This window comes from Achromobacter deleyi (assembly GCF_013116765.2).
In the GTDB taxonomy this organism is placed as follows: domain Bacteria; phylum Pseudomonadota; class Gammaproteobacteria; order Burkholderiales; family Burkholderiaceae_B; genus Achromobacter; species Achromobacter deleyi_A.
The window spans coordinates 1,011,877-1,033,656 of sequence record NZ_CP074375.1; the positions used below are offsets into that span (position 1 = coordinate 1,011,877).

18 protein-coding genes are annotated in these 21,780 nt (G+C 67.2%); 10 read left to right on the plus strand and 8 right to left on the minus strand.

Translation table 11 applies throughout. The features are described from left to right. Positions 1–38 precede the first annotated feature (38 nt). Complete coding sequence (locus HLG70_RS04660; protein WP_171663725.1) at positions 39–1,355, plus strand: MFS transporter; 1,317 nt, start codon at positions 39–41, stop codon at positions 1,353–1,355. A 114-nt stretch (positions 1,356–1,469) separates the two neighbouring features. Here the strand turns inward: HLG70_RS04660 and HLG70_RS04665 are convergent, their stop codons facing one another. Both HLG70_RS04665 and HLG70_RS04670 read right to left on the minus strand, forming a co-directional pair. Continuing rightward, positions 1,470–1,652, minus strand: coding sequence for a hypothetical protein (locus HLG70_RS04665; RefSeq protein WP_171663724.1), 183 nt, complete (start codon positions 1,650–1,652; stop codon positions 1,470–1,472). 153 nt (positions 1,653–1,805) lie between these two features. Beyond that, positions 1,806–2,597 (minus strand): APH(3')-II family aminoglycoside O-phosphotransferase, encoded by a 792-nt coding sequence (locus tag HLG70_RS04670; protein ID WP_171663723.1) that lies wholly within the window; start codon positions 2,595–2,597, stop codon positions 1,806–1,808. Between the two features lie 137 nt (positions 2,598–2,734). On the opposite strand from HLG70_RS04670, the gene HLG70_RS04675 reads away from it, so the two are divergent. Further along, positions 2,735–3,247 (plus strand): ClbS/DfsB family four-helix bundle protein, encoded by a 513-nt coding sequence (locus tag HLG70_RS04675; protein WP_171663722.1) that lies wholly within the window; start codon positions 2,735–2,737, stop codon positions 3,245–3,247. 11 nt (positions 3,248–3,258) lie between these two features. Here HLG70_RS04675 and HLG70_RS04680 read toward each other — a convergent pair whose 3' ends face one another. From HLG70_RS04680 to HLG70_RS04700, 5 genes are read right to left on the minus strand one after another with little or no spacing between them, the layout of a single operon-like run. Next, positions 3,259–4,113: a class I fructose-bisphosphate aldolase gene (locus HLG70_RS04680; RefSeq protein ID WP_171663721.1), complete on the minus strand. Its 855-nt coding sequence runs from the start codon at positions 4,111–4,113 to the stop codon at positions 3,259–3,261. 17 nt (positions 4,114–4,130) lie between these two features. Then, positions 4,131–5,111: an aldo/keto reductase gene (locus tag HLG70_RS04685; protein WP_171663720.1), complete on the minus strand. Its 981-nt coding sequence runs from the start codon at positions 5,109–5,111 to the stop codon at positions 4,131–4,133. Then, complete coding sequence (locus HLG70_RS04690; protein ID WP_171663719.1) at positions 5,108–6,148, minus strand: ABC transporter permease; 1,041 nt, start codon at positions 6,146–6,148, stop codon at positions 5,108–5,110. Before HLG70_RS04690 ends, HLG70_RS04685 begins: the two co-directional genes overlap by 4 nt. After that, positions 6,148–7,671, minus strand: a complete 1,524-nt coding sequence (locus tag HLG70_RS04695) for a sugar ABC transporter ATP-binding protein (protein ID WP_171663718.1) — start codon at positions 7,669–7,671, stop codon at positions 6,148–6,150. The genes HLG70_RS04690 and HLG70_RS04695 overlap by 1 nt, the downstream gene beginning before the upstream one ends. Next, a complete protein-coding gene (locus HLG70_RS04700; RefSeq protein WP_171663717.1) occupies positions 7,668–8,708 on the minus strand; it encodes a substrate-binding domain-containing protein in 1,041 nt (346 codons plus the stop codon). The genes HLG70_RS04695 and HLG70_RS04700 overlap by 4 nt, the downstream gene beginning before the upstream one ends. A gap of 181 nt (positions 8,709–8,889) precedes the next feature. Here HLG70_RS04700 and HLG70_RS04705 point away from each other — a divergent pair, with 181 nt between their 5' ends. From HLG70_RS04705 to HLG70_RS04715, 3 genes are read left to right on the plus strand one after another with little or no spacing between them, the layout of a single operon-like run. Next, on the plus strand, positions 8,890–10,380 hold the full coding sequence (locus tag HLG70_RS04705) for an FGGY family carbohydrate kinase (protein WP_171663716.1): 1,491 nt from the start codon (positions 8,890–8,892) through the stop codon (positions 10,378–10,380). Next, positions 10,377–12,146: a glycerol-3-phosphate dehydrogenase/oxidase gene (locus tag HLG70_RS04710; RefSeq protein ID WP_171663715.1), complete on the plus strand. Its 1,770-nt coding sequence runs from the start codon at positions 10,377–10,379 to the stop codon at positions 12,144–12,146. The genes HLG70_RS04705 and HLG70_RS04710 overlap by 4 nt, the downstream gene beginning before the upstream one ends. Next, positions 12,143–12,898 carry a GntR family transcriptional regulator gene (locus HLG70_RS04715; protein WP_171663714.1) on the plus strand — a complete coding sequence of 252 codons (756 nt, stop codon included), beginning with the start codon at positions 12,143–12,145 and terminating at the stop codon, positions 12,896–12,898. The genes HLG70_RS04710 and HLG70_RS04715 overlap by 4 nt, the downstream gene beginning before the upstream one ends. Before the next feature lie 24 nt (positions 12,899–12,922). Here the strand turns inward: HLG70_RS04715 and HLG70_RS04720 are convergent, their stop codons facing one another. After that, positions 12,923–13,504 carry a hypothetical protein gene (locus HLG70_RS04720; RefSeq protein WP_171663713.1) on the minus strand — a complete coding sequence of 194 codons (582 nt, stop codon included), beginning with the start codon at positions 13,502–13,504 and terminating at the stop codon, positions 12,923–12,925. A gap of 379 nt (positions 13,505–13,883) precedes the next feature. Here HLG70_RS04720 and HLG70_RS04725 point away from each other — a divergent pair, with 379 nt between their 5' ends. The 5 genes from HLG70_RS04725 to HLG70_RS04745 all read left to right on the plus strand — a co-directional run bounded on the left by HLG70_RS04725 (position 13,884) and on the right by HLG70_RS04745 (position 21,769). Continuing rightward, on the plus strand, positions 13,884–14,597 hold the full coding sequence (locus HLG70_RS04725) for a gluconate 2-dehydrogenase subunit 3 family protein (protein ID WP_171663712.1): 714 nt from the start codon (positions 13,884–13,886) through the stop codon (positions 14,595–14,597). 3 nt (positions 14,598–14,600) lie between these two features. After that, positions 14,601–16,376, plus strand: coding sequence for a GMC family oxidoreductase (locus HLG70_RS04730; protein WP_171663711.1), 1,776 nt, complete (start codon positions 14,601–14,603; stop codon positions 16,374–16,376). Between the two features lie 12 nt (positions 16,377–16,388). Continuing rightward, on the plus strand, positions 16,389–17,702 hold the full coding sequence (locus tag HLG70_RS04735; RefSeq protein ID WP_171663710.1) for a c-type cytochrome: 1,314 nt from the start codon (positions 16,389–16,391) through the stop codon (positions 17,700–17,702). Between the two features lie 156 nt (positions 17,703–17,858). Beyond that, positions 17,859–19,502 (plus strand): VRR-NUC domain-containing protein, encoded by a 1,644-nt coding sequence (locus HLG70_RS04740; RefSeq protein ID WP_171663709.1) that lies wholly within the window; start codon positions 17,859–17,861, stop codon positions 19,500–19,502. Continuing rightward, positions 19,499–21,769, plus strand: a complete 2,271-nt coding sequence (locus HLG70_RS04745) for an ATP-dependent DNA helicase (protein ID WP_171663708.1) — start codon at positions 19,499–19,501, stop codon at positions 21,767–21,769. The genes HLG70_RS04740 and HLG70_RS04745 overlap by 4 nt, the downstream gene beginning before the upstream one ends. Positions 21,770–21,780: the final 11 nt, after the last annotated feature.

Sequence of the window (21,780 nt, forward strand, 5' to 3'; positions counted from 1 at the left end):
TCTATTGAATAGTCCATATAAAAAAGCAGAGGGAAAAAATGAGTTACTCGGAGAATGCATCGTGGGATGCGGCAAGGACGGCCCCGGCCAGGCAAGCAGATGTCGACAAGCGGCGTGCGCAGGCGCGCCGCGCCGTGATCGCGGCGTCGATAGGCAATGCGCTGGAATGGTTCGACATGATCGCCTATGGCACGTTCGCGCTGATCATCGCCAAGCTTTACTTTCCTGCCGCCAGTGAGAGCTCGTCGCTGCTGCTTGCGCTGGCTTCGTTTGGCGTGTCGTTCCTGATGCGCCCGCTGGGCGCAATCGTGCTGGGCACCTATGCCGACCGCGCGGGCCGCAAGGCGGCGCTGACCATGTCGATCTTCCTGATGATGATAGGCACCTTGATCATCGTCCTGGTGCCGACTTATGCCCAGATCGGAGTGGCCGCGTCGGTGATCATCCTGATCGCCCGCCTGATCCAGGGTTTTTCGGCGGGCGGGGAGTTCGGGAGCGCGACGGCGTTCCTCATCGAGTATGCGCCAGACCGGCGCGCCTATTACGCGAGTTGGCAAGTCGCCAGCCAGGGGGCGGCGATCCTGCTGGCCGCATTGTTCGGCGCGGTGCTCAATGCTTCGCTGACGCAGGCGCAGCTGGAGAGCTGGGGCTGGCGCGTGCCGTTCATTTTTGGCCTGCTGATCGCGCCGGTGGGCTACTACATCCGCCGCCATATGGATGAAACGCCGGAATTCAGCGCCGCGAAGACGTCGGATTCGCCATTGAGCGACATGTTTGCAAGCCAGAAGATGCGCCTGCTGGTGACCGTGGGCTTTGTCGCCCTGGGGTCGGTGGGGAACTATCTGGCCCTGTACATGCCGACGTATTCGATCCGCCAACTGGGTTTGCCGCCCACGATCGGGTTTCTGGCGACGCTGGTCACGGGCGTGATCATGACCGTGGGCTCGCCTTTCATCGGTTCGCTCGCCGATCGCATCGGACCTGCGCGCATCATGTCGGTTGCCGCGATATTGACGGCCGTGCTTTGCTATCCCTTGTTCTACCTGCTGGTGACGCATCCGACGGTGGCGGTGCTGATGTTCGTGCAGGTCGTGCTGGGCTTGCTGGCCACTTTTTACTTCGCACCCATGCCGGCGCTGATGTCCGCGATCTTCCCCGTGCAGGTGCGCACCACCGGCCTTTCCCTGGGCTACAACATCGCCGTGACGATCTTTGGTGGCTTTGCTCCGTTCATCCTGACCTGGCTGATAGCGACCACCGACTCCAAGCTGTCGCCCAGCTACTACCTGTTCGCCATTGCGGTGATGGCGGTCGTGTCGTTGACGACGGCGCGCCGGGTATTCCAGCAGCGGTAGCGCTTGGCGCACGCATGAACGGGCGCCGATGCGCGGCGCCGTTCATGCATGCGCCGTTGCGCGCCGGGAGGCGCGCAACGGACGGTACCGCGGCACGTATCGCGCGGGAAGGCCTCAAGGCCTGGTCCAACCGGCGTCCCCGCCGAACGGGTCACTGGTATTCCCGCTTGCCGTCGTGTCGCGCAAGCCTCTGCGCAGCCTGTGCAGGCGCAGCGCGACATGCAGTTCAAGAAAACGTCCTTCGTGCCGCCACCCCTTGAGCAGGTCGTCGACGATCTCCAGGCGTTGCATGTTCACGTGCATCTGCAGATGGTCGGCTGTCGACCTGGCCCCGGAACATGGCGCGCCATGCCCGCAATATCGCGCTGCTTGAGCAGCTTCGGTCCAAGGGCCGGTAGGCAGAGGTTTTCCGCCCGGGATGTCATGCGCGCGGGGCGGGTTCTTTCGTGCTTAGAAGAACTCGTCCAGCAGGCAGTAGAACGCCAGGCGTCTTTCATCCGGCGCCATGCCGTATGCGCTGAAGAAGGGCGCCACCCATTCCTGGCCCAGGTTGCGCGCGATGCTGCGCGCGGCCAGCGCAAGATCCTGATGGCGGTCGCTGACGCCAAGGCGGCCGCAGTCGATGTAGCCCGTGAAGACCTGGTCTTGCGCCATGAAATTGGGCAGGCAGGCGTCCCCGTGAGCCACCACCAGATCATGGGTCGCGGGCTGCGTCGACTGCAGCTGGGCATAGGCGTCTGCGGCGGTCAGGCCCAGCCGTTCATCGTCGAAATCCTCCTCGTCGACGAGTCCGGCGTCCACGGCTTGCCTGGCGGCGGCCATGCGCAGCTCCAGCCGGTGATCGAAGGGGCATTGCGCGACAGGCAGCTGATGCAGGGCGCGCAGCGCCGCCGCCATCAGGCCGATCACCCGCGACGGCGGCAGGTGGGTGGCGCTGGCCAGGTCCTGTCCGGCGATGGCGCTCATGAGCAGCCAATGGCGTTCCTGTTCCGTGGCGACGTCCAGCACGGCAGGCGCCGGCAGGCCGTGCCGGGCCATCCATTGCAGTCGTTCGATCTCGTCCGGCAGTTCGCATGCTGTCCCGGCGGCTTCCGACTTCAGAAACAGGTCTGGCTGGCCGGCGCGGCGGATGCGGAACACCTGTGCCCGGGATTCCCCGATGGATTGCTGTTCGATGAGGGCCCCGACGAATTCGTCGCGCCATTGGGCGGGCAGGTTCGTTGTGCAGGTGGGAGGGTGCATGGCGCTTGGTTCTTGTTTCGGTTGCGGTCGATTTTTGCATGGAAGCGGCTCTGGGCAGGCTGTCCGATAGGCCTGCGGCAGGTGAAAATATGCTCTTTTGGGCGGCTCCTGCCGCCGCACCCCGGGAGCGACAAGGCATGGCTGTGCCACAAACCAAGCAGGAACTGCTGGATGCCATCCGCGGCACCTACCAGAAGCTGGTTGCCGACCTGGCCAGCGTGCCGGCCGAGCGTGCGCATGACGCGACGCTGGAAGGCCACGCGCAGGGCACGCGGATGAGCGTGGCCGACCTGGTGGCCTATCTGATCGGCTGGAACCGGCTGGTGCTGAAGTGGTGCGCGGCGCGCGCGCACGGCCTGCCGGTGGATTTTCCCGAGACCGGATATCGATGGAACGAGCTGGGTCGATTGGCGCAGAAGTTTTATGCCGATCATGCGGGCGCGGGCTACCCCGACCTGCTGCGGCAGTTTGCGGAAGTCCACGCCGGCATCGTCGCATTGGTCGAGCGGGAAACCGATGCCTCGCTGTACGGCGCGCCCTGGTATGAAAAGTACACGCAGGGCCGGATGATCCAGTTCAATACCTCGTCGCCCTATGCCAATGCGCGGGCGAGGCTGCGCAAGTGGAAAAAGGCCAACGGCATCGCCTGAGGGCAGGCTCCCTATGCCGCGCTTCCCCCGCCTTCATATATGCCCCAGGCCTCGCGCGCGCTGGCACCCCGATGGATCATCGCCATCAAGGCCTGCACCACCGCCGACGGATTGGCGTGCTGGTAGACATTGCGTCCGTACACCAGGCCCATCGCACCCTGGTCCAGCAGCTCGCGGGACCGCTCGAACACTTGCCGCAGGTCTTCGCGCCCGCCGCCGCGCACCAGCACGGGGCAGCGCGCCGCCTGCACCACGCGATGAAAATCCTGGGTGTTGCTTGTGGGGTCCGCCTTGACGATGTCGGCGCCCATTTCTCGGGCGAGCCGGACCAGCGTCACGATCTTCCCGGCGTCGCCGTCCACCATGTAGCCGCCGCGCGCCGAATGAGGCGCCATGACCAGGGGTTCTATCATCAGCGGCATGCCGTAGCGGTCGCAGTCGGCGCGCACACGGGCGATGTTGGCGACGCACTGGCGAAATAGGTCGGGCTCGTCCGGCAGCATGAACAGGTTGACGACGACGCAGGCCGCGTCCATCTGCACGGCGGGCAGCACCGGGTCCTGCGTGTTTTGCAATACCGCCCACATGACGCGGTGGACGGTGGCGTTATAGGGGTTGCCCATGTCCAGGCGCATCACGAGCGCGGGCTTGTCGCGGCCGGGGCGCTGCTGCAGCAGCTCGGCCTGGCCGTAGTTGAGCTGGATGGCGTCCGGCCGCGCCGCGGCCAGTTGCTCCATGACGGCCGGCATGTCTTCCAGCCCGTCGAGGAAGCCGGGTTCGTTGCAGACGCCGTGGTCCACGGCGATGTCCAGGCAGCGCCCGGCGTTCAGCAGGCGGTTCAGGCGCGCTTCCTTGTTGTGCGGCATGTGGAATTCCTTGGGGTTCAGTCCAGCGTGTTGAGATGGCGGCCGGCCGCCGCGTCGATGGCGGCGATGGCGGCCGCGTCCAGCGTCAGCCTGGCCGCGCCGGCGTTCTGCATGGCCTGCTGCGGGGTGCGCGCGCCGCACAGGGCAAGGCTGACTCCGCCCGCCCGGGTGGTCCAGGCGATCATCAGTTGCGCGTACGAGCAATCCAGCCGCTGTTGCAGGGGCGCCAGGTCCAGGAAGAACGCCTGCAGCCGCGCGCGGTTGGCGGCGGAAAAGCGCGGGTTGCCGGCGCGCTGGTCGTCGCCGGTGAATTGCCGCGCCGGATCAATGGGGCCGGCCAGCAGGCCCAGCGCCAGGGACGAATAGCCCAGCGAGGCCACGCCATGTTCGCCGCACAGCGGCAGCAGGCTGGATTCGATGTCGCGGTCCATCAGGCTGTAGCGTTCCTGAATGGCGTCCACCGGGCCATATTGCAGGTATTCCGCCAGGGTGTCGGGCGTGACGTTGCTGACGCCGATGGCGCGGATCTTGCCCTGGCGTTTCAGGTCCAGCAACGCGTCCATGGTTTCGGCGACCGGCGTGGCGCTGTCCTGCCAGTGGGTGATGTAGAGGTCGATGTAATCCGTTCCCAGGCGGGCAAGGCTTTGTTCGGCCTCATGGAAGATCGAGTCGCGGCCCAGGTGGCGATGCACCGGCTTGCCTGCTTCGTCGAAGAAGTGCTCGCCTTGCCGCGTGTGCCACACCAGTCCGCATTTGGTGGCGATGACGGCCTCGTGCCTGCGCCCCTTCAGGGCCGTGCCGACCAGGCTTTCGGCGTGGCCCAGGCCGTAGGCGGGCGCGGTGTCGATCAGGCGCACGCCCGCATCCAGCGATGCGCGGATGGCGTCGACCGCCGCCGCGTCGTCGTTGCCGCCCCACATCCAGCCGCCCATGGCCCAGGTGCCCAGGCCGACGGTTTCGCATTCGATGCCCGAGGCACCCAGTGTCGTGGTGTTCATCGATGTCCTTTCTTGACGTTCATGAGATGGTCGACGGTGACGGCGCCCAGCAGGATCAGGCCCTTGACCACGTCCTGCCAGTAGGGCGAAACGTCCAGCAGGATGAGCGAGCTGGTGACGACCGACAGCAGGGCCAGTCCCAGCACCGCGCCCAGTACGGTGCCGGAGCCGCCTTTCAGGCTGGCGCCGCCTATCACCACCGCGGCGATGACGTTCAGTTCCATGCCCAGGCCGAAGTTGGGGGTGGCGGCGCCGAAGCGCGCCGTGTAGACCACGCCGGCCAGGCCCGCCAGCGCGGAGCACAGCACGGTGACCCAGAACTTCACGCGGCCGGTGCGTATGCCCGAATAGAGCGCGGCCTTTTCGTTGCTGCCGGTGTAGAACACCTTGCGCAAGAGGGCCGAGCGCCGCAGCGCGAAATCGCTGACGATGACGATGAGCGCGAAGATCAGGATCACGGCGGGGATGCCGGCGATGGCGCCCTGGCCGATGAACTTGAATTGTGGCGGCAGTGAGAACAGCGATTGCGGCGTGCCCTGGGTGATGGCCAGCGACAGTCCGCGCACGATCACCATGAAGGCCAGCGAGGCAATGAAATGGCTCAGGCCGATGCGCGTGACGCACAGGCCGATCAGCGCGCCGACCAGGGCGCTGGCGGCGATGGCGGCCAGGCTGGCGGACCAGGGGTCCACCCCCATCAGGAACAGCTTGCCGGTGATGACCATGGCCAGGCACACGACGGATCCCACGGACAGGTCGATGCCGCCGACGATCACCAGCAGCGTCATGCCGACCACGACGATGCCTTCGATGGAGAACGACAGCAGCATCGCGCGGATGTTCTCCCAGGTCAGGAAGTGGGGCGACGCGAAGCTCATGACGATGGCGAGCAGGGCGATGATGAGCAGCAGTCCGGCCTCGCGCATGCTGGCCAGCCGGTGCCGCAGCCTGGGCCTGGCGGCGCCGGGCCGGGGCGCCAGGCCTGCGTCGGCCAGCAGGGCGGCGTCGGCCGCGGGAGAGGGTTTCAGTTCGGACATCAGATCGTCTCCTCGGCGCTCAGGCCGGAAGCCAGCCTCAGCAGGCGCTCTTCGGTCATTTCGCTGGCGGGCAGCTCGCCGGCCAGCCGGCCGTCGCGTATCACCAGGGCCCGGTCGCACAGGCCGATGATTTCGGGCAGCTCGGACGAAATGACCATCACGCCCACGCCCTGGTTGGCCAGGTCTCGCAGGATGTGGTGGATTTCGGACTTGGCGCCCACGTCCACGCCGCGCGTGGGCTCGTCCATCAGCAGCACGGCGGGCCGCGTGGCCAGCAGTTTGGCGATGGCCACCTTCTGCTGGTTGCCGCCCGACAGGCTGGCGGCGTCGATGGCCACGCCGTCCGATTTCAGCTTCAGCCGGGCGCCCAGGTCGATGGCCAGGCGCCGTTCGGCCTGGCGCCGCAGCAGGCCGAAGCGCGAGCTGATGCGGCCCAGCGCCATCGAGGACACGTTCTGTTCGATGGGCAGGTCCAGGAACAGGCCCGCCGCCTTGCGGTCTTCGCTGAGGTAGGCGATGCCATGGCGCAGCGCGTCGCCGTAGCGGCGCAGCCGCAGCGGCTCGCCACGCAGCCGGACCGCGCCGCGGCGCGCGCGGCGCAGGCCGCACAGGGTTTCGGCCAGTTCGCTGCGCCCGGCGCCCATCAGGCCGGAGATCCCCAGGATCTCGCCGCGCCGGAGCGTAAATGAAATGCCGTGCACGCTGACTTCGTCGGCGATGTCCTCGACCTCTAGCAGGGGCTCGGCGGGTTCATCGCTGGCGGCCTGCCTGGGCGGGTAGTAGCTGCCCAGGTCGCGCCCGACCATGCTGCGCACCAGCGCGTCGGGCGTGATGTCGCCGATGTTCGCGCACAGGACGTCGCGCCCGTCGCGCAGCACGGTGACGCGGTCGCTGTGCTGGAAGATCTCGGCCATGCGATGGCTGATGTAGATGATGCCGATGCCTTGCGCCTTCAGGTCGTGCAGCACGCGGAAGAGGGCGACGGATTCCACCTCGGTCAGCGCGGCGGTGGGTTCGTCCAGGATCAGCACCTTGCAGTCCAGCGTCAGCGCCTTGGCGATCTCCACCAGCTGCTGGCTGGAAATGCCAAGGTCGTCCACCCGCAGGCCGGGGTCGATGCGCTGCCCAAGCCGGGCCAGCACCTGGGTCGCGCGCGCATTCAGGCTGGCGTAGTCCATCCAGGCGCGCGGACGGGCGGCGATCTCCGGCATGAAGATGTTCTCGGCCACCGTGGCGTCGCCGCACAGCGCGATTTCCTGGTGGACCAGGCCGATGCCCAGGCGCATGGCGTGGGCCGGCCCGGTGATGACCACGCGTTCGCCGTTCAGGCGTATTTCGCCTTCGTCGGGCGCGTGGATGCCGTCGATGATCTTCATCAAGGTCGATTTGCCGGCGCCGTTCTCGCCGCACAGGGCATGGATTTCTCCCTGGCGCAGCGAGAACCGGACGCCGGCCAGCGCCCGCGAGGCGCCGAACCGCTTGGTGATGCCGTGCAGCTCCAGCAGCGGCGCGGACGCGGTCATTCGTTGATGCCTTTCGTGCCGCGGCGGGCCAGGTACTTGTCCCAGTAGAAGTCGTCGGCGTTGGCCTTGCTGACGATGGACAGGCCGTTGTCCAGGAAGGGCACGGCCATCGGGTTGGTGCCGTTGCGCTTGGCGTCGTTCATCGGGTCGATGAGCTGCTGGTTGCGCGCCAGGAACAGCAGCATCATGCCCATATAGCCCTGTACGCCCTGGTTCGGATTGACGGAGCCATAGACCTCGCCCGACTTGATCATGTCCAGGATCTTGGCGTTGACGTCGCAGCACAGCACCTTGATGTTCTTCTTGGTCTCGATGCTGGCCTGCGCGGCGCCCAGGGCGGAGTTCGCCTCGGGCATGAAGAGCGCGCCCAGGTTGGGGTTGGCCTGCGCCAGGCTCAAGGTGGCCTGGTAGGCCTTGTTCGGATCCTGGTTGCTGGCGGCGCGGCCCACCAGCTTCATGCCGGGGTGCTGGGTCTTCATGCGGTTGATGAAGGCGGCGATGCGGCGGTCGTGGTTGTCCTGGCCGGGGTTTTCCAGCACGGCGTAGTCGCCCTTGCCGTTGAGCGCGGCGGCGATCGCGTCGGCGGCCTGGGCGCCTTCGCGCTCGTTGTCGGACGTGACGAAGGACACTCGCTTGGAATTGGGCGAGTCGGCCGCGAAGGTGACGACCGGGATTCCCATCGCGGCCGCGCGGTTGATGGGCTCGATGAACGGGTCGGGGTTCATCGGGTGCAGCAGGATGCCGGCGGGCTTGCGGGCCAGCTCCTGCTCAAAGGACGCCAGTTGTTTGTTGACGTCGTATTCCGGCGTGCCCGAGTAGCGCGTCTTCACGCCCAGCGTCTGGCCCAGCTGCTTCATCATTTCATACACCGGGAACCAGTATTCCACCCCGGACACCATGACGTTCATGACATAGACGTCGCTGTTCGCGCCTTTCAGGCCGGTCCCCTGGGCGGCCGGCGCGGCCTGCGCAAAGGCATTGGCTCCTGCGAGGCTGGCGCCCGCAGCGGCTACGGTCTTCAAGAATTCTCTTCTCATGTTGCGCTCCTTTTCCTCGCATTGATCCAGTGCCTGATGGCTTGGATACCGGGTGGTGGTGAGCCTGATAGACTCAACTCGTTGTTATGACATCGAGTGAACTATATGGCAGCCGAATTATTTCTTTTACTAGGGGAAACACTGCTATCCTGCCGAAAGTTTATGTAGACAATGTCATAACATGAAAGCCGACATATTCCTGGGTATCGACATGGGGTCCACCGGCCTGAAGGCAGTCGCCTTCGAGGCGGGGACGGGTGCCACGCTGGCCGCCTCGGGCGGCGCGCTGCCTTATGCGCATCTGCCGGGAGGCGGCTGCGAGCTGAGCGCGGATGCGATCGAGGCCGCGCTGATGCAGGCGCTGCGCGGGGTGGCCGAACAGCTGGGCCCGCGCGTGGCGGACATCCGGGCGCTGTGCTGCACGGGACACGGCGCGGGCCTGTATGCGCTGGACGGGCAGGGCCGCCTGCTGGAGGGGCGGGCCGTGGCGTCGACGGACCAGCGTGCGTCGGGCCGAGCGCGGGCCCTGGCCGCGCGCTGGGGCGACGCGCTGTATCAGGAGGTCGGCTGCCGGCCCTGGGCCGGCCAGTCCAGCCTGTTGGCGGCGCAATTGTTTGACGGCGATACCGGCGGGCATCGCGTCATCCGCCGGCTGCTGTTCGCCAAGGATTACCTGAGTTTCCTTTTATGCGGAGAGATCGCCACCGATGCCAGCGACGCCAGCACGGCGGGTCTGCTGTCGCTGCAATCGGGCGAGTGGTCGGCGCTGGCGTTCGAAGCGGCGGGCCTGTCAGACCTGATGATCCGCGCCTTGCCGCCCCTGGTGCCTGCCGGAACGGTGATCGGGCGTTTGCTGCCCGCGCGCGCCGCCGCTTGCGGGCTGCCGGCGGGGTTGCCGGTGGCGATGGGCGCGATTGATCTGCTGGCGTCGCTGTCGGCGGTGGGCGCCGTGAAAAGCGGGCATGCGGTGGCGGTGTTCGGGACCTGGTGCGTGAACGCCGTCGTGGCGCCGGCCAGGGAACCCAAGCCGGAGGTCGGCGCCATCGTGCGCCATGGCCCGCCAGGGGAACGGCTGTATCTGGAAAACAGCCCGTCTTCGATGGCCAACGTGGCGTGGCTGGCGCGCACGCTGCAATTCGCGGACGCGGCGGCGGTGGTCGATTGCGCGATGTCCGTGCCACTGGGCGCGGAAGGCCTGCGCTTTCTGCCCTTTATCAACGGCGGCGGCGTGGCGGCGGGGGCCATCGCCGGATTCGTGGGCCTGAAGGGGCATCATGGGCGCGCGCACATGGCGCGCGCCGTGGTCGATGCCGTCGCGGCCCTGCATGCCTGGCATCTGAGGCGCCACGCCGCGCGCGGCCTGGGCGTGCCGGGGCGCGTGGCTGCCTTGGGCGGCGGCGCGCGCGATCCGAGGCTGGTGCGGCTGCTGGCGGGGTTTCTGGGCCATGCGGTGGAACGCTGCGGCGACGACGAGACCGGCGCGCGCGGCGCGGCGGGCCATGCGGCGCTGTCCCAAGGGCTGCGCGCGGACGAGGCGCTGCCGGTGCGCTGCGTCACGGTGGAGCCGGAGGCCGGCACCGGACAGGCGCATGCCGAATTCCACGCGGGCTTTGAAGCGCTGATCGGCAGCATGGCGCCTGCGTTTGAACACCTGTCGAGGCCGGCGCGATGACGGCGCGCACCTTGCCCTACGTCCGTCCCGCATCGCTGGCGGGCCGGCACTTTTCCACGGTGATCGTCGGCGCGGGCATCAATGGCGCGGGCGTGTTCCGCGACCTGTCGCTGCAGGGCGTGGATTGCCTGATCGTGGACAAGGGCGACTTCGCCGCCGGGGCCAGCAGTGCGCCATCGCGCATGATCCATGGCGGCTTGCGCTATCTGGAGAGCGGCGCGTTCTCGCTGGTGGCGGAGGCCACGCGCGAACGCAACCTGCTGCTGCGCAACGCGGCCCATCTGGTGCGTCCGCTGGAAACGGTGGTGCCGTTGTCCAGCCGCTTCGGGGGGCTGCTGGGGAGCATGCTGAGGTTTGCCGGTTTTACCGCGTCGCCCGGCGCAAGAGGCCTGTTCGTCGTGGCGCTGGGATTGCGGCTGTACGACAGGCTGGGCCGCCGGCAGCGCGTGATGCCCGGGCACCGCATCGCGCGGGCGAGGGCGGCGGACGGGGCGCTGTTCAGCGATTCGGTGCGCTGGACGGCCACGTACTTCGATGCTTGGATCAGCCATCCCGAATGGCTGATCCTGGAATTGCTGGCGGACGCGCACGCCGGCCAGTCCGCTTCCGTGGCCGCGAACTATTGCAGCGTGACGGCTTGCCGCGGCAGGGCGCTGACCCTGCGCGACGAGATCACGGGAGACTCCGTGGAAGTCACGGCCGATGCCGTGGTCAATGCCACGGGCGCGTGGCTGGACCGTTCGGCCAGCGCGCTGCAAGGCGCGGGTTCGCGCGTCATGGGGACGAAGGGCTCGCATCTGGTCCTGGAGCATCCGGCGCTGCACGCGGCGCTGGGCGGCCGCATGGCCTACTTCGAGGCGTCCGACGGCAGGGTCTGCATCGTCTATCCCTTCATGGACCGGGTGCTGGTGGGCTCCACCGATATTCCGGTGGACGATCCGGACCAGGCGGCCACCGAACCGGCCGAGATCGACTACCTGCTCGATGTGCTGGGCGAGGTCTTTCCGCGCCTGCGCTTCGCGCGCGCGGACGTGGTCTACACTTACGTCGGCGTGCGCCCGCTGGCGCATTCGGATGCCGACAAGCCCGGGCAGATTTCGCGGGATCACTCCGTTGTCATCGACCCGCCGAACGCCGTGCGCGATGTGCCGCTGGTGTGCCTGGTGGGGGGCAAGTGGACCACCTTCCGCTCGCTGGCGGAGCTGGCGGCAAACCAGACGCTGGCGTTGCTGGGAAAGCCCCGCCTGCGGTCGACGGAGTCGCTGGCCATCGGCGGCGGCGCGGATATGCCTGCGGACGCGGCGGCGCTGGATCGCCTGATCGACGGCATCCGGTCCCGGTCCGGCCTGCCGCGCGCGCGCATCGCCGGGCTGGTCGGCCGCTATGGTTCGCGCGCCGGCGCGCTGGCGCAGGCCTTTGCCACGGCGGGCGACGCGCCGTTGCAGCATGCGCCGGACTATTCCCAGGCCGAGATCCGCAATCTGTGCCAGGAGACCGGCGTGCGGCGCCTGAATGATCTGGTGATACGCCGCACGCTGCTGGCGATACGCGGCCGCGTCGATGCCGCCTTGCTGTCGGAACTGGCGGACCTGGCCGCCGCCGCGCTGGGCTGGACGGCCACGCGCCGGCGCGAAGAGTGGCGGGCCTGCGCCGCCACCTTGCGCGACCGGCATTTTGTAGACCTGCCCGCGGACGAAGCGGCGAAGGCGCCAGGGATGGATGCCGCCTCGTCCACGGATTCGATTTCAAGCCCGATTACGACATGAGCAGCTCCATTCCTACCCTAGACGTGCTGGACCGTAACGCCGGAGCGCCGCTCTGGGCGCAGTTCCGCGACGTGGTGCGCGGCAAGATCCTGCAAGGCGAGCTGGAGGTGGGGGCCAAGCTGCCCACCGAGGCCGAGTTCGGCGAACAGTACGGCATCTCGCGCATTGTGGTGCGGGAAGCGCTGGCGGACCTGGTGCGCAACGGCCTGATCTACAAGATCCGCGGGCAGGGCGCTTTCGTGTCCGCGCGTGAACGCGACGAAGACTTCGTGTCTACGGTGCTGGGGTTCTCGGACGAAATGGCGCGCAAGGGCCGCACGGTCCGCACGCAGGTGCTGGTCCAGGAGCTGCGGGCGCCGACGGCGCAGGAGGCTGCCGCGCTGGCGCTGTCGGAGGGCGTTGCGGTCGTGGCGCTCAAGCGGCTGCGCAGCGTCGACGGGGAACTGCAGCTGCTGGTGGAAACCGCCGTGCCGGCGGACCTGGCGCCCGGCTTGCATCGCGCCCGGCTGGAAAACAGATCGCTTTATGATCTGCTGCGCCGCCAGTACGGGTTGCGCATCGTTCGTGCGGAACGGTGGATCGACGCCGTGGCGCCGGACGCGCTGACCTGCGAATTGCTGGGCATGGCCAGCGCGGAACCGCTGTTGCGCATCGAGTCCATCGCCTACGGCGCCAACGGGCGTCCGCTGGAATACTACCGCGCGCTGCACCGCTGCAAGTCAAGCCGGTTGCACGTCCAGACCACGACCTGAGCCGGCGGCCGCCCGCGGCGCGGCCTAGAAGAGGTTCAGCGCCCGCGCCACCCACAAGGCCAGGCCGATGGCGATGCCGATCAGGAGCGTTCTGCGCAGGCCACCACCGGCAGGCACCGCGCCGGGCGGCAGGGCGGAATCCGTGCTTGCGTGGATGCCGCCGGCGGGCCCGGACGACGCCGGGCGCGCCGGGGCGGTATCGGAATCGTCGGTTTCGATCGTGAACGCAGGCTTGGCGTCTTGCGCGGCCTGGGCGCCTGTCAGGTTGCCGGTGTCGATGCCCCTGCTTTTCAGCATGGCCCACAGGCCTTCCATGCCCTCGCCATTGCGCAGCGCCTCGATGCGCTCGCGTTCGGCTTGCGGCACTTCGTCCAGGCTGGCGTAGCGGCGGCCATTCACCGTGACCGCGCCGTCGTTGATCTCGACCTCGAAGGTCTTACCGTTTTCGGTGCCGGCGTAGCTCCATTTTTCGCTGACGGTCACGCCGTCCATTGCGCCGTCCAGCAGGTCTTCGATATTCACGCGCTGCTCGGGCGTGAGGTCCGTGGTGGAACTCCAGCTTCGCGTGGTCGTCGAACTGCGCCAGGTCTTCGTCTTGTCGTTCATCGTCGGGTCCATTCGTGTTTCGCGCGGCCGCGCGGCCCGCATGGATTTTGCCGGGGTACAGGCGCCAGGCAATGCCGCGCAAATATACAGAATCCGTTCACCCAGCTGTCAGAAAAGCCCGCTTTTGCGGGCTTCTTACGTTGTCCTTAATGCAAAAGACTTTTCCATGTCAAGAAAATCGAACTGATACGGTCGGTTGAGCGGATCAGACGTGTTTAAAGGCGCATAATGCCGGCACCTGCTCTTACGTCCCTTTTCAAAGATCAGGTTTGATTTCCAGCAAGAAAAGAGCGTGTTGTCACTAGCTCGGCAGTTCGTGTTTCCAGGTTTCATGTTCGGTAGCGCGCTAGGACAACTTGGAGTATTCACGGAGATGTCCATGACAGATGACGCAAAGCCGCGCCGCCGGTTTCTGCAGGCGCTGGCCATTGTGCCGGCGTCGACGCTGGCGGTGGGAGCACTGACCACCGGCTGTACCAACGCCGCCGACGGCAAGTCCGCGCAGGCGGCCAAGCCCTACGAGCCCACCTATTTCACCAAGCCCGAATGGGCCTTCATCGTTGCCGCGGTGGATCACCTGATCCCCGCCGACGAGTACGGCCCCGGCGCGATCGCGGCCGGCGTGCCCGAGTTCATCGACCGCCAGATGGAAACGCCTTTCGGCCACGGCAAGCTCTGGTACATGCAGGGTCCGTTCCATCCCGACCAGGTGCCGGAACTGGGCTATCAGCTCAACCAGAATCCGCGCGAGGTCTACCGCCATGGCATCGAGGCCTGTGATGCCTGGTGCGTGAAGACGCACGGCAAGGCTTACGCCGAACTCGACAAGGCCTTGCAGGAACAGATCCTGAAGGACCTGCAGGGCGGCAAGATCGAACTTGAATCGGTTCCCTCGAAGACGTTCTTCAGCTTCCTGCTTTCCAACACCAAGGAAGGGTTCTTCGCCGATCCGATCTACGGCGGCAACAAGAACATGGTGGGCTGGAAGATGGTGGGCTTTCCCGGCGCGCGCGCCGATTTCATGGACTGGGTCGACCAGCCCAACGTCAAGTACCCCTTTGGCCCGGTGTCGATCTCTGGGGAGAAGGGTTAAATCATGGCGATCAAGAAAGACAAAGTTGATGCGGTGCTGGTCGGGTTCGGCTGGACCGGCGCGATCCTGGGTCAGGAACTGACCGAAGCGGGTTTGCAGGTGCTGGCGCTGGAGCGCGGCGGCATGCAGGACACCCCGAAGGACGCCGAGTATCCCAAGGTCATCGACGAGCTGGCTTACTCCGTGCGCGGCAAGCTGTTCCAGGACCTGTCCAAGGAAACCGTGACGATACGCCATGGCGTCGATGACGTGGCCGTGCCGTATCGCCAGAATGGCTCCTTCCTGCTGGGCACCGGCGTGGGCGGCGCGGGCTTTCACTGGAACGGCATGCACTACCGCGTGCTGCCGGAAGAGCTGGAACTGCGCACCCGCTACGAAACCCGCTATGGCAAGAAGTTCATCCCGGAAGGCATGACCATCCAGGACTTCGGCGTGACCTACGACGAGCTGGAGCCGTACTTCAGCAAGTTCGAGTACGTCTGCGGCACGTCGGGCAAGGCCGGCAACCTGAACGGCAAGATCGTCGAAGGCGGCAATCCGCTGGAAGGCAAGCGCAGCAAGGAATTCCCGCTGCCCGCGCTGCCCAATACCTACGGCGCCCAGTTGTTCGAGAAGGCCGCGCGCGAAGTCGGCTTCAATCCGTATCCCGCGCCCGCCGCCAACGCGTCCGGCCCGTATACGAACCCGTATGGCGTGCGCCTGGGTCCCTGCAATTTCTGCGGGTTCTGCGAGAACTACGGCTGCTACATGTATTCGAAGGCCTCGCCGCAGACCACCATCCTGCCGGTGTTGCTGAAGAAGCCCAACTTCGAGCTGCGCACGCATTCGCAGGTGATCAAGGTCAACCTGGATTCGACCGGCAAGAAGGCCGTCGGCGTGACCTACATCGACGCGCAAGGCCGCGAGGTGGATCAGCCCGCCGACCTGGTGATCCTGTCGGCCTACCAGATGCACAATGTGCGCCTGCTGCTGCTGTCGGGCATCGGCAAGCCGTATGACCCCAAGACCAACGAAGGCGTGGTCGGCAAGAACTATGCGTACCAGATGAACGGCGCGGTCAACGTGCTGTTGCCCAAGGGCACCCAGCTGAACCCCTTCGTGGGCACCGGCGCGGGCGGCGTGGGCATGGATGACCTGAACGGCGACCAGTTCGACCACGGCCCGCTGGGCTTCGTGGGCGGCGCCAGCATCCGCCATGTGCGCTACGGCGGCCGCCCCATCAAGCAGACGCCCACGACGCCGGGCACCCCGAGCTGGGGCACGGCATGGAAGGCGGGCGTGCAGGACGCGTACCAGCGCTTCATGACCATCGGCATTTCCGGTTCGGTGATGTCGTACCGCGACGCCTACCTGTCGCTCGATCCGACCTACAAGGACGCCTACGGCCAGCCCCTGCTGCGCATGACGTTCGACTGGCACGACAACGAGTTCGACATGCTGGGCTATATGGGCAAGCGCATGGAGACCGTGGCCAAGGCGATGAACCCCGAGAAGCACTTTGTCGCTGTGCGCAAGAAGGGCGCGCGCTACGACACGCGCGTCTACCAGAGCACGCACAACACGGGCGGCGCCATCATGGGCGCGAATCCCAAGGAAAGCGTGGTCAACAAGTACCTGCAGAGCTGGGACGTGCCCAACGTGTTCGTGATGGGAGCCTGCGTGTTCCCGCAGAACATGGGCTACAACCCGACGGGCCTGGTCGGCGCCCTGGCCTATTGGGCCGCACAGGCGATCCGCGATCAGTACTTGAAGAACCCCGGCCCGCTGGTCCAGGCTTAAGGAGACGGAACAATGATTAAGCAGACCATTGTTGCGGCCTTTTCTGCCCTGGTTGCCAGCGCCGCTGTTGCCGCCGACGGCACGCCGGCGGCAGCCGACGCGCAGATGATCAAGCAGGGCGAATATCTGTCGCGCGCCGGCGACTGTATCGCCTGCCATACGACCAAGGGCGGCAAGCCCTTCGCCGGCGGCCTGGGGATCGATTCGCCGCTGGGCATGATCTATTCCACCAACATCACGCCGGACAAGGAAACGGGCATAGGCGGCTATTCGTACGAGGACTTCGACCGGGCCGTGCGCCACGGCGTGGCCAAGGACGGACATTCCCTGTACCCGGCCATGCCGTACACGGCCTACGCCAAGGTCACACCCGAAGACGTGAAGGCCCTGTACGCCTACTTCATGCACGGCGTCCAGCCGGTGAAGCAGGAAAACAAGGACACCGACATCATCTGGCCGATGTCGATGCGCTGGCCGCTGACCGTGTGGCGCTGGATGTTCGCGCCGGACGTTGCGACGGCTCCCGTCACCGCCGACCTGAGCGGCGCCGACAAGCAGGCGCTGCTGCGCGGCCAGTACCTCGTCGAAGGCCTGGGCCATTGCAGCACCTGCCACACGCCGCGCGGCGTCGCCTTGCAGGAAAAGGCGCTGACCGACGCGGACGGATCGGCATTCCTGTCGGGCGGCGTGGTGGAAGGCTGGCTGGCCAAGAACCTGCGCGGCGACGCCACCGACGGCCTGGGCAACTGGAGCAAGGAAGACATCACGGCCTTCCTGAAATCCGGTCGCAACGGCCATTCGGCGGCCTTCGGCGGGATGGCCCAGGTGGTCGAGGAAAGCACGCAGCACCTGACCGACGCCGATCTGAACGCCATCGCGGTGTATCTGAAGAGCCTGCCTCCGGTGAACAAGGATGCGACCAAGCCGCTGGCCTATGACGAGTCCGTGGCGCAGGCGCTGCGTACCGGCAAGGACCAGGGCGACGGCGCCATGGCCTTCCTGAACAACTGCGCGGCATGCCATCGCAGCACGGGCAAGGGCTACGCCGAAACCTTCCCGCAGCTGGCGCTGAGCTCGACGGTGAACTCGGCCGATCCGGCCTCGCTCATCCATATCGTGCTCAAGGGCGCGCAGATGCCGGGCACGACGGCGGCGCCGACCGCCTACGCCATGCCGGGCTTCGACTGGCGCATGACCGACAAGGAGGTCGCCGACGTGGTGAGCTTCGTGCGGTCGAGCTGGGGCAACAAGGGGGCTGCGGTCAGCGCCTCGGATGTGGCCAAGGTGCGCAAGGACGTCGGCGCGGCGCCGCAGCCGGCGCGTTAAGCGGCTGCGCCAGCACGTACGCTGCCCGACAAGCGGCGCCGGAAAGCCCAGGCTTTCCGGCGCCGTTTTTCATGCGAGCAATGGACTGGCGGCGGACACCGCGGTGGGCGGCCTGCTATTATTACTGGATAAATACCCAGTTATCGGGCCCCGCCGATGTTCCCCCCGCACCGCTACTACTATCTGCACAATTTCCAGCGCGCGCTGGCGTGGGTCCGTGACCGCTACGCCGACCTGCTGGACCAGGACGAACACCGCTTCCTGGCGGATTTCGACGCCTTGCCGCAGGCGTCGCAGGCCTTGATGGTACGCATGCTGATGCGCCGCGGGCCGTGGTTCCGGGCCAGCCGGCTGGTGTATGAGGAAATCGCCAGCGCCGAGGCCGCCGCCGAGCCGCTGGAGGCCCTGGGCTGGCTGGATGCGCAGGCGCCCATGACGCTGGACGAACTGTTCGCCTTGCACACCAAGCCCGAATTGACCCGTTTGTTCGCCGGCGCGCCGCTCCGGTCCGCCGCGCGCAAGGCCGACATGCTCGAGGCTTTGCGCGCCGGATTGCCTGTCGCCCGGCCCTACCGCGGCTGGAACCCGGACGCGGACGAAGCCGTCTGGCGCGTGATGGTCGGGGAACGTTGCGAGCGCCTGCGCCTGATGTTCTTCGGCAACCTGCACCAGGACTGGTCGGAGTTCGTGCTGGCCGACCTGGGCGTGTTCCAGTACGAGTCCGTGCCGTTCGACGCTGCTTCGCGGGCATTCCAGACGCGCGCGGATGTGGACTGCTATCTGGCGCTGCATGCCTGCCGGCAGGCGCTGGAGGAAGGCGCGGCGGTAGACGCCTTGCTGCAGGCGTTGCGGGACTGCGCCAGCGATAACGCCTGGCTGGAGAAGCGCCGCGCCAAAGTGCTGCTGCGTATCGGGCAGGCCTGCGAACGGGCTCGGGACTGGGAAGCCGCGCAGCGGGTGTACGCCGGCTGCGCCTACGCGGGCGCCAGGCACCGCCGTATCCGCGTGTACGAGCGGATGCAGCGATTTGAAGACGCGATGGCGCTGGCCCTGCAGGCCCAGGAGGCCCCGGAAAGCGAGGAAGAAAGCCAGCGCCTTGCGCGCATGATGCCGCGCCTGCGGCGCGGCCTGGGCCTGGCGGCGGCCGCGCGGGCTGGAGCCCCCGCCTTGCTGCGCACGGACCTGGCGCTGCCGCGGCCGGTCCAGCCGTCGGCCGTGGAGTATGTCGCGCGCGACCACCTGCATCACGACGAGGTCCCGGTCCATTACGTGGAGAACGCGCTCATCAATTCCCTGTTCGGCCTGTTGTGCTGGCCCGCGATCTTCGCGCCCTTGCCGGGCGCCTTCTTCCACCCGTTCCAGCGCGGCCCCGCCGACCTGGACGCGCCGGACTTCCACGCGCGGCGCCAGGCGCAGTTCGAGGACTGCCTGGCGCAGCTGGACACGCCGGCTTACCGCGACATCATCCTGCGGCGCTATGCCGACAAGGCCGGGGTGCAGTCTCCGTTCGTATTCTGGGGCGCCTTGTCCGAAGCGCTGCTGAGCCAGGCGCTGGACTGCCTGCCCGCCGCGCATCTGAAGCTGTACTTCGCGCGGTTGCTGCGCGACGTCAAGGTCAACCGTTCCGGCCTGCCGGACCTGATCCGGTTCTGGCCGGCAGAGCGCCGCTACGAATTGATCGAAGTGAAGGGGCCGGGCGACAAACTGCAGGACAACCAGATCCGCTGGCTGCAGTACTGCGTGTCTCATGGCATGCCGGTGCGGGTGTGCCACGTCAGCTGGCTCGAGGGCGCGGCATGAGCTACGCGGTGGCGGTACGCGCGCTGTGCGAATTCACGGCCCGGGCGGGTGACCTGGATCTGCGCTTCACGCCGGCGCCTACCGGCCTGGAAGGCATGGCGGGTCACTCCGTGGTGACGGGCCGGCGCGGGCCGGACTACGAAACCGAAGTGCCGCTGTCCGGCAGCTTCGAGACCCTGCTGGTGCGCGGCCGCGCCGACGGCTATGACCCCGTGGCCAACCAGCTCGAAGAGGTGAAGACCTATCGCGGGCAGTTCGACAGCGTGCGCGCGAACCATCGTGTGGTGCATCGGGCGCAGGCACGGGTGTACGGCCATCTGCTGTGCCAGTCGCGCGGGCTGGAACGCTTGCGGGTGGCGCTGGTGTACTTCAACGTGGCCACCGAAGAAGAGACCGTGCTGGTCGAGACGCACGAGGCCGCCGACCTGGCCGTCTTCTTCCAGGAGCAATGCGGGCGGTTCCTGGCCTGGGCCAAGACCGAGCTCGCGCACCGGCAGGCGCGCGACGCGGCGCTGGACAAGCTGGCGTTTCCGCACGGGGAGTTCCGCGCCGGACAGCGCGACCTGGCGGTGGCCGTCTACCGCGCGGCGCGCGACGGCCACTGCCTGATGGCGCAGGCGCCCACCGGCATCGGCAAGACGCTGGGTACGATCTTCCCGCTGCTCAAGGCCAGTCCGGGCACGGGCCTGGACAAGATCTTCTTCCTGGCGGCCAAGGGTTCCGGACGCGGGCTGGCCGTGGAGGCACTGGACACCGTCAATGCGCAGCCCGCCGCGCCCGGGCTGCGGGTGCTGGACCTGCAGGCCCGCGACAAGACCTGCGAGCATCCCGACCTGGCGTGCCACGGGGATTCCTGCCCCCTGGCGCGGGGCTTCTACGACCGCCTGCCGCAAGCCCGCGCGGCGGCGCTGGAACAGTCGCGGCTGGATGCCCCGACGGTGCGCGCCACGGCGCGCGAGCACCAGGTGTGCCCGTACTACCTGTCGCAGGAGCTGATCCGCTGGAGCGACGTGGTGGTGGGCGACTACAACTACTACTACGACTCGACCGCGATGCTCCACGCGCTGACGCAGGCGCACCAATGGAAGGTGGCGGTGCTGGTCGACGAGGCCCACAACCTGGTGGACCGCGCGCGCCGCATGTACACCGGCGAACTGGACCAGAACGGCTTGACGGCGGCGCGCCATGCGGCGCCCAAGGCCCTGAAGAAGCCGCTGGACGGCCTGCAGCGCTCATGGAACGCGCTGAACAAGAAGCAGGCCGAGCGCTACCAGGCCTACGAGGCCGCGCCGGCGGGCGTGTTGGCGGCGGTGCAGAAGGCGGTTGCGGCCATCACCGAATACATGGGCCAGTCGCCGCTGCCGCAGGACGATCCCTTGCTGGGCTTTTACTTCGAGGCGCTGCATTTCATGCGGCTGGCCGAGCAGTTCGGCCCGCACGCGCTGTTCGACGTGACGCTGAGCGAGGCCGGCGTCGCCAGCGCCAAGACGCCGCCTTCGACCTTGTGCGTGCGCAACGTGATTCCCGCGCAATATCTGGCGGCGCGCTATGCGGGGGCGCACGCCACCGTGCTGTTTTCGGGCACGCTGAGCCCGCAGCAGTTCTATCGCGACACGCTGGGACTGCCCAAGGACACGCCCTGGATCGATGTGGCCGCGCCGTTCCAGGCCGAGCAGCTGGCGGTGCGGGTGGTGGGCAACGTTTCCACGCGCTATCGCGACCGCGAGCGCTCGCTGGCGCCCATCGTGGACCTGATCGCGCGGCAGTATGCCGAGCGCCCCGGCAACTACCTGGGCTTTCTCAGCAGCTTCGACTACCTGCAGCGGGTGGCCGACCTGATGCGCCAGCGCCATCCGCAGGTGCCGATCTGGCTGCAGACGCCGCGCATGGACGAACCGGGCCGCGCAGCCTTCCTGGCGCGCTTTACGGAAGCGGGCCAGGGCGTGGGGTTCGCGGTGCTGGGCGGCGCGTTCTCCGAAGGGGTGGACCTGCCGGGCAGGCGGCTGATCGGCGCCTTCATCGCCACTCTGGGCTTGCCGCAGGTGAATCCCGTGAACGAAAACATGAAACGCGCCATGGACCTGCGCTATGGCGAGGAAAACGGCTACGACTACACCTACCTGTACCCCGGCCTGCAGAAGGTGGTGCAGGCGGCGGGCCGCGTCATCCGCACCGAACAGGACGTGGGCACGGTGCACCTGATCGACGACCGCTACCGCCGCGCCAAGGTGCGCGGCCTGCTGCCCGGCTGGTGGCGGGTCGACTGAGCCGGCGCGCG

Bases quoted from the DNA above. Each gene is read 5' to 3' on its own strand.
- HLG70_RS04660 (WP_171663725.1), top strand. From the start codon at position 39: ATGAGTTACTCGGAGAATGCATCGTGGGATGCGGCAAGGACGGCCCCG.
- HLG70_RS04670 (WP_171663723.1), bottom strand. From the start codon at position 2,597: ATGCACCCTCCCACCTGCACAACGAACCTGCCCGCCCAATGGCGCGAC.
- HLG70_RS04675 (WP_171663722.1), top strand. From the start codon at position 2,735: ATGGCTGTGCCACAAACCAAGCAGGAACTGCTGGATGCCATCCGCGGC.
- HLG70_RS04680 (WP_171663721.1), bottom strand. From the start codon at position 4,113: ATGCCGCACAACAAGGAAGCGCGCCTGAACCGCCTGCTGAACGCCGGG.
- HLG70_RS04685 (WP_171663720.1), bottom strand. From the start codon at position 5,111: ATGAACACCACGACACTGGGTGCCTCGGGCATCGAATGCGAAACCGTC.
- HLG70_RS04690 (WP_171663719.1), bottom strand. From the start codon at position 6,148: ATGTCCGAACTGAAACCCTCTCCCGCGGCCGACGCCGCCCTGCTGGCC.
- HLG70_RS04695 (WP_171663718.1), bottom strand. From the start codon at position 7,671: ATGACCGCGTCCGCGCCGCTGCTGGAGCTGCACGGCATCACCAAGCGG.
- HLG70_RS04700 (WP_171663717.1), bottom strand. From the start codon at position 8,708: ATGAGAAGAGAATTCTTGAAGACCGTAGCCGCTGCGGGCGCCAGCCTC.
- HLG70_RS04705 (WP_171663716.1), top strand. From the start codon at position 8,890: ATGAAAGCCGACATATTCCTGGGTATCGACATGGGGTCCACCGGCCTG.
- HLG70_RS04710 (WP_171663715.1), top strand. From the start codon at position 10,377: ATGACGGCGCGCACCTTGCCCTACGTCCGTCCCGCATCGCTGGCGGGC.
- HLG70_RS04715 (WP_171663714.1), top strand. From the start codon at position 12,143: ATGAGCAGCTCCATTCCTACCCTAGACGTGCTGGACCGTAACGCCGGA.
- HLG70_RS04720 (WP_171663713.1), bottom strand. From the start codon at position 13,504: ATGAACGACAAGACGAAGACCTGGCGCAGTTCGACGACCACGCGAAGC.
- HLG70_RS04725 (WP_171663712.1), top strand. From the start codon at position 13,884: ATGACAGATGACGCAAAGCCGCGCCGCCGGTTTCTGCAGGCGCTGGCC.
- HLG70_RS04730 (WP_171663711.1), top strand. From the start codon at position 14,601: ATGGCGATCAAGAAAGACAAAGTTGATGCGGTGCTGGTCGGGTTCGGC.
- HLG70_RS04735 (WP_171663710.1), top strand. From the start codon at position 16,389: ATGATTAAGCAGACCATTGTTGCGGCCTTTTCTGCCCTGGTTGCCAGC.
- HLG70_RS04740 (WP_171663709.1), top strand. From the start codon at position 17,859: ATGTTCCCCCCGCACCGCTACTACTATCTGCACAATTTCCAGCGCGCG.
- HLG70_RS04745 (WP_171663708.1), top strand. From the start codon at position 19,499: ATGAGCTACGCGGTGGCGGTACGCGCGCTGTGCGAATTCACGGCCCGG.